Origin of the sequence: Rhizobium leguminosarum, assembly GCF_019798305.1 — a bacterium.
Lineage (GTDB): Bacteria > Pseudomonadota > Alphaproteobacteria > Rhizobiales > Rhizobiaceae > Rhizobium > Rhizobium leguminosarum_U.
Genome location: NZ_JAAXDD010000005.1, coordinates 358,752 through 369,718 on the forward strand (window position 1 = coordinate 358,752; position 10,967 = coordinate 369,718).

Annotated in this window: 9 protein-coding genes and 1 tRNA gene; 4 read left to right on the top strand and 6 right to left on the bottom strand. The window is 60.1% G+C overall.

Features of this window, described 5'->3' with window-relative positions; genetic code table 11:
• Window positions 1-5 precede the first annotated feature (5 nt).
• From nadE to HFO99_RS11760, 5 genes are all read right to left on the bottom strand, one after another.
• Window positions 6-1,004 (bottom strand): NAD(+) synthase, encoded by a 999-nt coding sequence (nadE, locus tag HFO99_RS11740; protein WP_222361327.1) that lies wholly within the window; start codon window positions 1,002-1,004, stop codon window positions 6-8.
• On the bottom strand, window positions 1,001-2,551 hold the full coding sequence (locus tag HFO99_RS11745) for a class I adenylate-forming enzyme family protein (protein WP_222331089.1): 1,551 nt from the start codon (window positions 2,549-2,551) through the stop codon (window positions 1,001-1,003). Before HFO99_RS11745 ends, nadE begins: the two co-directional genes overlap by 4 nt.
• A gap of 12 nt (window positions 2,552-2,563) precedes the next feature.
• Window positions 2,564-2,827 (bottom strand): acyl carrier protein, encoded by a 264-nt coding sequence (locus HFO99_RS11750; RefSeq protein WP_222251606.1) that lies wholly within the window; start codon window positions 2,825-2,827, stop codon window positions 2,564-2,566.
• A 25-nt stretch (window positions 2,828-2,852) separates the two neighbouring features.
• Window positions 2,853-4,775 carry an asparagine synthase (glutamine-hydrolyzing) gene (gene asnB / locus HFO99_RS11755; protein ID WP_222361329.1) on the bottom strand — a complete coding sequence of 641 codons (1,923 nt, stop codon included), beginning with the start codon at window positions 4,773-4,775 and terminating at the stop codon, window positions 2,853-2,855.
• A 485-nt stretch (window positions 4,776-5,260) separates the two neighbouring features.
• Complete coding sequence (locus HFO99_RS11760; RefSeq protein ID WP_222361331.1) at window positions 5,261-5,743, bottom strand: Lrp/AsnC family transcriptional regulator; 483 nt, start codon at window positions 5,741-5,743, stop codon at window positions 5,261-5,263.
• Between the two features lie 96 nt (window positions 5,744-5,839).
• Between HFO99_RS11760 and HFO99_RS11765 the strand changes: the two genes are divergently transcribed.
• The 4 genes from HFO99_RS11765 (at window position 5,840) to HFO99_RS11780 (ending at window position 10,601) form a co-directional block, all read left to right on the top strand.
• Window positions 5,840-7,339 (top strand): aminotransferase class V-fold PLP-dependent enzyme, encoded by a 1,500-nt coding sequence (locus HFO99_RS11765; RefSeq protein WP_222361333.1) that lies wholly within the window; start codon window positions 5,840-5,842, stop codon window positions 7,337-7,339.
• Entirely contained in the window at window positions 7,332-8,210 is an 879-nt protein-coding gene (locus tag HFO99_RS11770) for an MBL fold metallo-hydrolase (protein ID WP_222361335.1), read from the top strand. Before HFO99_RS11765 ends, HFO99_RS11770 begins: the two co-directional genes overlap by 8 nt.
• Before the next feature lie 86 nt (window positions 8,211-8,296).
• Window positions 8,297-9,076, top strand: a complete 780-nt coding sequence (locus HFO99_RS11775; protein WP_222361337.1) for a sulfite exporter TauE/SafE family protein — start codon at window positions 8,297-8,299, stop codon at window positions 9,074-9,076.
• Window positions 9,077-9,411: 335 nt separating this feature from the next.
• Window positions 9,412-10,601, top strand: a protein-coding gene (locus HFO99_RS11780) for an IS3 family transposase (protein ID WP_222361339.1) whose coding sequence is annotated in 2 segments (ribosomal slippage) — window positions 9,412-9,664 and window positions 9,664-10,601 — 1,191 coding nt in all. Because the reading frame shifts where the segments join, the coding sequence is not laid out codon by codon here.
• A 254-nt stretch (window positions 10,602-10,855) separates the two neighbouring features.
• Here the strand turns inward: HFO99_RS11780 and HFO99_RS11785 are convergent.
• Window positions 10,856-10,932 (bottom strand) — tRNA-Met (locus HFO99_RS11785).
• Between the last annotated feature and the right edge of the window lie 35 nt (window positions 10,933-10,967).

Here is a 10,967-nt window from a genome sequence, read left to right on the forward strand (position 1 = left end):
GAGACTTAAAGCACCTCGGAAACGTCCCCGGCCAGTTGCGGCCTTGCGTGCAGGTAGGCCGTCGACTTGCGCTTCGAGGCAATATCCCGCCAAACGCGCTGGACCTGCTCACTCGATAGTTTAGCCGCAACGGCAGTGTCTGCGGAGGAAAGCCCGTTGTTCAGGCCGTAAAGGCAGACGTCCATCTGCGCGTATGGCATGGAAAAGTAGAACTCCTCCTGGGTCTGGGCCAGACTATAGGTATCGGTGGTCGGCGGGCGGCTGAGGATTTCGTCGGGTAGGCCGAGCGCGGCGGCGAGCGCGTAGACCTGGGTCTTGTAGAGATGGGCGATCGGCTTCAGATCGGCCGCGCCGTCGCCGTTTTTAACGAAAAAACCCTGGTCGAATTCCAGCCGGTTGGGGGTGCCGAGCACCGCGAAATTCAAGCGGTCGGCGTGGAAATATTCGATCTGCTTGCGCGTCCGCTGCTTCATGCTGGTCGCCGCCACGATGCCCAGATAGACGGAGAGGGGAAGACGGTGTGTGCCTCGGTTCCCGTCCGGATCTACGACAACGAGAGACGAGAGACGAAATCCTTCGTCCGAGGCGAGGTCGGCGATCACCACCTTCGAGCGCCATCCGGCGCCGTAGCGGGGCACGACCTGACGAATGAAGCCGTCGCGGCGCTCGTAGCAGCCGAGGGCGGCCAGGGCAGGAGCGATGTCCTCCTCGATGCAGCCGATCCCGAGAAGATCGGCGACGAGACGGCCGAGGCGGCCGCTGTCGCTCTCCGAATCGCATTCCGGCATCAGAAGGGCAAGCACGTTCCTTGCGCCGAGCGCCCTGACGGCGAGCGCCGCGCAGACGCTGGAATCAATGCCACCAGACAGTCCGAGGACCAGACCGCGTTTCTTCATCGTCCGCAACTGTCCGCGCATCGCCGCGGCGATCCGATCGGCTTCGGCGGCGCAGTCGATATCAAGGATCGATTCGGGCGACTTCAGCTCTGTGATCGCGACGCTCAACGGGCACTCTCCAGCAGCTCGCCGGCGCGTTTGCGGCTGACCTTGCCGGTGTCGGTCTTTGGAAGGCTCTCCACCAAGGTCAGATATTTCGGCACCATGAATTCCTCGAGGTTCAGTTGGCAGTGGCGAATCAGTTCTTTCGCCGTGACGGCCGCATCGCGCGAGACCACCATCGCCGAAACGGCCTGGCCGAGAACGCCGTCGAATATTCCCGTAACCACGGCCTCAACGACGGCAGGATGGGCGTGAAGGACGGCCTCGACCTCCTTGGGAGCGACCTTCTCTCCGCGCGTCTTAATGATGTCGTCACGCCGGGCGACGAAATAGAGGAAACCGGCTTCGTCCCTTCGGAAGAGGTCCCCCGTATAGAGTGCTGGCAGGTCGGGATTGGGACCCGGGCGCAAGGCTCGCGCCGTCGCCGCTTCGTCCTTCCAGTAGCCCTGCATGACATGGTGTCCCTGGATGACCAGCTCCCCTGTCACGTTCGGCGCGACAACCCGCCCGTCTCCGTCGACGACGAAGGCCTCTGTGCCCGGAATGGCGATGCCGACCGAATCCGGCCGTCGCGCAAGCTCGGATGGCGGCAGATACGTGCAGCGCTTGCATTCCGTCAGTCCGTACATCGAATACAGCGACGCTCTGGGAAACAGCCGCCGCAGCATGTCGATGTGCCCGACGGGCAGGGCCGCTGCGGTGTTGGTGATGTATCGCAGCGTCGGCAGGAAATCCGGCACGAGATCGCGCATCTGCAAAAGGACAGCGGCCATCGTCGGCACCAGCGGCAATCCGGTGACCTTTTCCCGCCGCATCACGTCGAACATCGCGGCGGGGAATGCGAAGGACTTTTCAAGAACGACCATCGCTCCGAGGCGCACAGATATCAGCAGCTGATAAAGGCCGTAATCGAATGCCAGGGGCAGGACATTGAAGATGACATCGTCGGGTGTGTTCTCGAGGTACGAGATGATGGACGCCGATGCCGCATCTATATTGCGGTGGGTCATCATCACGCCCTTGGGGCGTCCTGTGGACCCCGAGGTATAGACGAGCATCGCCAGATCGTCCGCGGTCCCGCCATGCTCTACCCGCTGGGACGGCGCCAAGCTGCGCTCCTCGAACGCACCAAACCGGTCAGTTGCCGTTTCCGCGCCGAGACCTGTCGATAGCACAAATGGCGCATGGTCCGAGGCCGCCTCCGAAAGGGCGTTGCGGACGACCGGAAGCAGGCGGCCGATCGTCAAGATGGCCGCAGGTTCGCAATCGGCGATGATGTAGGCGAGCTTGGACGCTTTGGTCGATGAATTGATGACAGAAAAGACTCCGCCGGCTTTCAGGATGCCGAGGATGGAAACCGCCGCTTCCGGGCAATTGTCCATGAAGACGAGCGCGCGGTCTCCCCTGCGGACGCCGCGTTTGGAGAGGACAGCGGCGAGCTGCTGCGAGCGGGCCTGCAGTTCGCCGTAAGTCATCCGTGCGGTTTCCGCGACGATCGCCGTCTTCGAGGCGAACCGTTCGGCACTTTCATCGAGGAAGCGTTCGAAACGCATGGCCGTCTCCGCTCACGCCGATGCGCGTAACGTCTTCGACAGCACGAAATCCGCGATCTTCACGACTGAGTCGAGATTTGCCGGCACTATTTCGTCATCGGCCATGGTGAAACCGAAGGTATCCTCGATGAACGCCACCAGTTCCAGCACGCCAGTGGAGTCCAGTATCTCGTTTTCGATCAGCGAGCTGACATCCTCCGGCATCGGGCTTTCGTCGCCGAAGAGAAAGTTCTCGATGATGAAGGTCCTGATCGTCGGACGCGGATTGTCGAACATGTCTGCTGCCTTTTTTGATGTTTCGTCAGGCGACCGCACGGCTGGAGGATCCAGCAGAAAAGGTTTCCTGCCATAGCTGCGTTGAAAGTATCCCGACGAAAGCGGCATTATCCCTGAAGCCGGACGACGCCCCTGTCGCGGATTTTCTGTGGAGTTTCTCGACCGTCACCGGATCGAATATCCCGAACCGCTTGATGCTTTCCGCTCCCATGGCGGCCTCGACGAATTCGTGCTTCGCCCCGCCGACGAAGGCTTCGGCCTCGGGCGCCCGATAGGGTTGCTTGCGGCGCTGGGAAATCTCCTCGGGCAGCATCTTGCGGGCCAAGCGGCGCAGCATGCTCTTTTCGTCGAGCCCCTTGAGCTTCTGTTCCGGATGCAGACGGGCCGCAAACTCCACCAGGCGGTGGTCGAGGAAGGGGAAACGCCCTTCGATTCCGTGCGCCATCGCCATCCGGTCCCCCTGGCTGGACAGGATGTATCCGGGAAGGAGGAACCGCGTTTCGAGGTATTGCGCCTGGTTCAGCGGATGCCAGCGGCGGAAGTCGACAGGCAGCAGCGACGCCATCTCCTCCGCCGCGTCATAGCCGGCAAGCGCACCGCGGACGTCTCGCGAGAAGAACAACTTCGTCGATGACGTCGACCTGAACCGCGGCCGGTGGGAAAACAGCGGATCGCCGGTATTTGCGGAACCCGCCATGAAAAAGGCGGACAAGTTTTCCGGTGTCTGCCGGCCAAGGTTCGCAAGATAGGGATAGAGCTTGCGGAAGAGCAACGGCCGAAACTTGGAGCCTGGCTGTCTAGAGCAAAAGCGGCGCACCTTTGCTTCCTTGAAAAGGTCGTAGCCCGCGAAAATCTCGTCGGCGCCCTCGCCGGTGAGGGCGGCCTTGATCCCGTTACTTCTCACCAGCCGGGCGAGCGCGTAGAGGGGTGCCGGCGCCGAGCGGATGACAGGCCGCTCCATATGCCGCACAACATCGGGAAAATCGGCGGCGATATCTCCGCTTGTCATCAGAGTTTGGACATGGTGCGTCTGCAGGTGGTCGACCACGATGCTTTGGAAATAGCTTTCGTCGTGTTCCCGGCTTTCGAAGGCGATCGCGAATGTCCGCAACGGCTGCGTATCAAGCCTGGAGGCGATTGCCGCTATGACGGAGGAATCGAGGCCACCGGAGAGGTAGCAGCCTACCTGGACGTCGGCCCTGAGCCGCAGCCGGACGGCATCCATCAGCAGATCCTCGAGTTCCTCTTCGGCGGCAACGCCCGGATAATCGCCGTGATCGGGAAATTCGAGCTCCCAATAAGGCGTGGTCGTCACGCCGGTCCGGTCGATGACCGCGTATGTTGCAGGTTCCAACTCGAAGATGTTCTGGAAGGCGGTTCGCGGGGCTATCGGCGCCCAGAGCGTTAAAATCTGGTCGAGAGCCTTGATGTCGAGCATTGCTTGTAGGCCTGGCACCTTCAATAGCGCTTTGACTTCGGAAGCAAAATACACGGCTCCGCGATGGCGCGTGTAAAAGAGCGGCCGAACGCCCATCCTGTCGCGGGCAAGGAACATCCGCTCCCGGAGGGAATCCCATATGGCGAATGCGAAATCGCCATTGAGCAGGGAAAGGCAGCGCTCCCCGTAACGCTCGAACAGATGCAGGATGACTTCCGTGTCTGCAGAGGTCCGGAAACGATGTCCTTGCGCTTCGAGGTCGCGACGCAGCTCGACGTGGTTGAATATCTCGCCGTTGAAAGAGATCACGAACCGGCCGTTCTCGCTTGCCATCGGCTGCTGGCCGTTTCCGAGGTCGACGATGGCGAGCCTTCTATGCGCCAGACCTGCCTGCGGGAAAATATCGATACCCTCGCTGTCCGGCCCTCGGTGGGCAATTGCACCAGCCATGGCAGCGAGCAAAGCTGCTCCGTCCGCAACATATCCAAGATAGCCGGCCACACCGCACATACAGGACCTCCAGTCGACGAAGACTATTGGCTGGAAGGTAAACGGGGTTTTACCGGAGCTCGAAACCTGCAGTGATTGTGAACATGTGGTTAATAGTGTGCCAACTCAGTGAACCGCGCTAAGACGACTACGGAGTCAGACACTTGGCACCGCGCAGGCCGTGTCGTCCGCCGTCCGCCGGGCGTGGCTATCCGGAACGCCGACAGGCAGGTTGCCGGCCGCTGTCGCCAGCGGTTTCCGAGCAGATGCCTGTCGCCGCGGTCGGCAGGATCTCCGCTAAAGCAGCGGAGCTAGCGAGAAAGCGGCAGGCGCGTGACAGCATGCTCGGCCTGATGAAGACCAGCCAAGCTCGGCCTGTCGTTCTGGCACTATCTCGGCGGTCGGCTGGGGATCAGTGATGAGGATCATCTTATTGCACCCGTCGCCTCGATGCTTGAGTTTGAATGTCACGCCGCTCAGGGTGCACCGCGGATGCGGCGTAGGCGTCACCGCGTGCGCATCAGGTCCACTGCGCGATTACTTATGATTGCTTCCATCGAAAAATAGCCGGTCACCGTCGCGAGATCGAAGTTGGTTATCAGCTTCTGGTAGAAAGCGTCATAGCCCGACATTCCTCTGGTGATGACCTTGATCAAGTAGTCCCAGTCGCCGCCTATTCGGTAAAAATCGACGACTTCCGGCATCCTGTCGACGTGCTTGCGAAAATCTTCCGACCATTCCCTTGAATGATGACGAGTTCGGATCATGACGATCACCGTCAGATCAAAACCGAGCACCTCGAAATCAATGGATGCGCGCGATCCTTTGATGATACCTGTCGCATAAAGGCGCTGAAGCCGGCGCCAGCAGGCGTTCTGGGACAGTCCGACCTGCTCGGCCAAATCACGTTGAGAAAGCGAAGAATCCCGCTGCATGCACGTCAGAATCCTCAGATCAATTTCGTCAATTTTCAAATTGTTATTGATCATATGACCCAATTGGCCCCGGCTTTTCCGAAAAATTGGTGAAGTTCCCGACCGTGATGCAGACTAGAATCGTTGTCAAATCCTTCGTGGAGAATGACAATGCAGGAACGGGCTTCGCGCTATCCATCAAAAGATCTCTTCACCGTTCTCGGCAGGTTCAAGAGCGACCTCAATCAAGACGACCCCATCGGCAGGTTCAGGGCGGGGCTGATAGGCTCAACGGCGAAGGTTGACGGCCCCTTCGGCCCCAAGGAGCTCGTCTATGCCGACTACGTCGCTTCGGGACGTGCGCTCAGACAGATCGAAGAATTCATCCTCGAGGAAGTCCTTCCCTACTACGCGAACAGCCATACCGAGGCGTCCTACTGCGGAGGAATGATGACCCGCCTTCGACGGGAAGCACGCTCAGTCATTGGAGAGCTCTGCGGAGCCGATCGACAGCATGCCGTCATCTTTGCCGGGTCGGGCGCGACGGCGGGTCTCAACCGGCTGGTGAACCTGCTGGGCGTCACTGATGCGATCGCGGCCGGCAAAAGCGCCCGCGTCGTCCTTGGCCCATATGAACACCACTCGAACATCCTGCCGTGGCGCGAGAGCGGAGCGGAGGTCATCGAAATTGCTGAGGGCAACGATGGTGGTCCCGATCCCGTCATGTTGCAGAGGGCCCTTGAGAACGCCCCTGCAGATTTGACCATTTGCTCGTTCTCTGCCGCATCGAACGTTACTGGCATCCTGACAGACGTCGCGTCGCTCACGAAGGTTGCAAAGGCCACAGGTGCCAAAGTCGTCTGGGACTACGCGGGGGCCGGACCATACGTGCCGATTGCAATGACGCCCGAGATCGGTGCCGAAATAGATGCCATCGTAGTGTCTCCTCACAAGTTCCTGGGCGGCCCAGGGGCTTCCGGCGTATTGGTCGTGCGGCACGACGCGGTGGTGACGAGCAAGCCATGCTGGCCCGGTGGCGGAACGGTCAAATTCGTTTCACCCACGGGTCACGATTACAGCGACAGCCTGGAGTCTCGGGAGGAAGCGGGAACGCCCAACGTCATCGGCGACATCCGGGCGGCACTCGCCTTCCTCGTCAAGGATGCGATTGGGCTCGATGAAATCAAGCGCCTGAACGACGAGTACACGCGGCGCGCCTTCGCCGCGTGGAAGGACGTTCCGGAGATCGAACTGCTAGGCTCCACCTCGATCCCACGCCTGCCGATCTTTTCGTTTCGGGTGCGCGATGGCAAGGGCGGCTACATCCACCAGCAATTGGTCACCCGCATGCTCAGCGACCGGTTTGGCATTCAGGCCCGTGGCGGCTGCGCCTGCGCTGGTCCCTACGTGCATCGGTTGCTTTCGATCGACAGCCGGACGTCGCAGCGCATGCGCCAAGCGATCTTGGCCGGCAACGAGATCGAGAAACCTGGATTTACGCGGCTCAATCTGAGCGTCCTGGCGTCGGACGAAAAGGTTTCCTTCATTCTGGATTCGGTTGCGCAGCTCGCGCGGGATGCAGCGGCGTATGTCGCGCTCTACACCTTCGATCCGGCACGCGCGATCTTCTCACCAGTTGCGTCTGTTCGACAGGAGGCGATCTGTGCGTAGACCCGACGTCGCCGCCTTCTTCGACCCGCGTACTTTCTCGATCCAATACGTGGTCAGCGATCCACGGACTAAGGCCTGCGCGATCATCGATCCGGTGCTCGATTTCGATGAGAAGTCAGGATCGACCACGACGCACAACGCCGAGATGCTGTTGGACCACATTCAGGGTCAGGACCTGCGCCTGCACTGGATCCTCGACACTCATCCTCATGCCGATCACCTTTCGGCGGCCGCCTATCTGAGGGAGCGCACCGGCGCGCCAACGGCCATTGGGAGCCGCGTCACGGATGTTCAGAGAATCTGGTCGAAGATCTACAACTGGCCAGATCTTCCCGTCGACGGCAAACAGTGGGATCGGCTCGTCTTCGATGGAGACACCTTTTCCATTGGGAGCATCGAGGTCGGCGTCATGTATTCGCCGGGCCACACCCTTGCGTCGATCACTTACACGGCGGGCGACGCCGTGTTCGTTCATGACACTGTCTTCATGCCGGACGGCGGCACTGCCCGGGCGGATTTTCCCGGCGGGAGCGCAAGGTCCCTCTGGTCGAGCATTCAGAACATCCTGACGTTACCCAGCAATACGCGCGTCTTCGTGGGGCACGATTATCAGTCCGGCGGCCGGCGACCGCTCTGGGAAAGCACGGTGGAGCGTCAGAGAGCGGAAAACATACACGTTGCGCCTTGTGCTTGCGCCGACGAGTTCGTCGCTCTGCGGGAGGCACGTGACCGGACGCTGCCGATGCCGAAGCTCATACTTCACGCGCTGCAGGTCAACATCAACGGCGGCCGGCTACCGGAACCCGAAGGGAACGGCCTTCGCTATCTCAAGGTCCCGATGGGCGCCTTTCAAGGTTCCGTCTGGTCCTGAACAATCCAATTGCCGATTGGCGATACGGCACCTCGTCCGCTGAGTTGAAGGACTGAACATTCCATGCTCAAGCAGGACCCAGAAAAATGGCGCTAGATCTTTTTCAGTATGGCATGGGGACCCTCAGCGGCGCTTTGGTTGGCTTCACCCTCGCCCTTTTGGGCGGTGGCGGCTCCATTCTTGCAGTCCCGCTTCTTGTTCATGCCGTGGGGCTGACCGACGCTCATTCCGCCATTGCCACAAGCGCCGTTGCCGTTGCCGCGAACGCGTTGATCAGTCTGCTCATGCACGCGCGCCGAGGAACGGTGATATGGGGGTATGCGGGACTTTACTGCGCGACCGGGATGGTTGGGGCGCTGCTCGGCGCATCAATCGGAAAGGTGCTCGATGGCAACCATCTACTGTTGTATTTCTCAGGGCTGATGATCGCCATCGCCATCTCGATGCTGCGTCGAATAAGCATCGCCAGCGAAAATACCTGCGTCTTCGAACGTCGGAACACCACGAAGGTTCTTGCGATCGGTGGTGGGAGTGGCATCGTCTCGGGCTTTTTCGGAATTGGCGGTGGTTTCCTGATCGTCCCCGGCCTGGTGTTTTCGACCGGAATGCCGACGATCAATGCGGTGTCGACCTCTTTAGTCGCGATAGTGGCATCCGGTTCGACGACGGCTGCCACCTATTCCATCTCAGGTCTCGTCGACTGGCCGCTGGCCGCTGTCTTCATCGCCGGAGGCGCGTTCGGCGCCGTCCTCGGCTGCAACCTTGTGCAACGGCTCAGGCCCTATCAATCTGTGCTCAACCGTCTTTTTGCGGGCGTTATTCTCATATTCGGCATCGCCATGGCGTGGAGCACCCTCCTCGGCTAGCCCGCCGTTAGTGCCCGGTCGACTTGTTTGTGCTTCCACGTTCCTGTTCAAATTGCCGAGTAGCGGCTCGAGATGGAGCGACTTCTAAGTCGAGAGGACGAAGCTCACCTTTCAAAGTAGGCCGCCTCCAGATCCTTCGTCAGGGTCAGACGAGGAAGGCAGGAAGCCACCACTTCGTTGAAGGCTCGTGCGCCATCCGAAATCGCATGGACCAAAACGCCGCGAACCCCAAGTATCTCGGCGGCATTGATCAAGCACAGACCTGCATCGCGTGACCTGCCACTGCGAATTTCCTCCAGGATGGATTAGGGTCCGGCCCATTAAAGGACGGACGAATGAAGAAGCAGAGATTTACGGAAGAGCAGATTATTGCAGTGCTGAAAGAGCAGGAGGCTGGCGCGAAGGCGGCCGACCTCTGCCGCAAGCACGGGATTTCAGAAGCGACGTTTTATAACTGGAAAGCCAAATACGGCGGTATGGAAGTCTCCGAGGCGAAGCGGCTGAAGGCGCTTGAGGACGAGAATACCAGGCTGAAGAAGCTGCTGGCCGAACAGATGCTTGATGCAGCCGCGCTCCGCGAGCTTCTTGCAAAAAAATGGTAGGGCCTGCCGCCCTGCGTGACGCTGTCACGCATCTGAAGGCCGTCATGGGTCTTTCGGAGCGGCGGGCCTGCCAGATCATATCCGCTGACCGCAAGACGATCCGTTACCGGTCAAGCCGACCGCCGGAGGTTGATCTGCGAGTGAAGCTGCGTGACCTCGCTAATGAGCGACGGCGTTTCGGCTACCGTCGGCTGTTCGTCCTGCTTCGGCGGGACGGAGAGCCGTCCGGGGTCAATCGCATCTACCGGCTCTATCGCGAGGAAGGTCTTTCCGTTCGCAAGCGGAAAGCCAGGCGGCGTGCGGTCGGCACGCGTGCGCCGATCCTGGTTGAAGCGAAGGCCAATGCTCGCTGGTCGCTGGACTTCGTGCATGATCAGTTTGCCTGCGGTAGACGCTTTCGGGTGCTCAACATTGTCGATGATGTGACGCGCGAATGCCTGGCGGCAATTCCCGACACGTCGATCTCCGGTCGCCGTGTTGCTCGGGAACTGACGACGCTGATCGAACGACGCGGCAAGCCTGACATGATTGTCTCTGACAACGGCACCGAATTCACCTCGAATGCCATTCTTGCCTGGTCGAAGGATCACAAGGTCGAGTGGCACTACATCGCGCCGGGGAAGCCAATGCAGAATGGCTATGTCGAGAGTTTCAACGGTCGGATGCGCGACGAGTTGCTCAACGAAAGCCTGTTCTTCGGCCTCGATCATGCCCGAAGCCCCATTGCTGAATGGGCGGACGATTACAACCATTTCCGGCCGCACTCATCGCTCGGATACAAAACCCCGGCAAACTTTGCCGGGACCATCGCCGCAACCGGCTCCAACGCTGCGCAAGATGAAGGCTTCGCGTTTCCGCCGGTTGCTCACACCTCGCCATTTGGCGTATTCAAAGCCGCCGAGGCTCTAACCGCCGCTGGATGAAAGTTCAGTGGCAGGTCACTGAAGTATCGGATCCAATTGCTGCCCGGCGGATGCCTGCCTCGACCCACGGGTAAGCACAAACGCAAAAGGCCCGCACGAGGCGGGCTATTGAGTATGTGTATTTGGGAAAGTTTGGTTGCGGGGGCAGGATTTGTAGTTTTCTATCCCGCTTCGTCGGCTATGCCTTCTTGCGGGCCCCTGATACCCTCGACCCGTTACCAAACAAAAAGCCGCCCTGGAGGCGGCTATTTGTTTGGTTGCGGGGGCAGGATTTGAACCTGCGGCCTTCAGGTTATGAGCCTGACGAGCTACCGGGCTGCTCCACCCCGCGCCATTTTATTTTGCCTATGGCAAATATGGTATTTC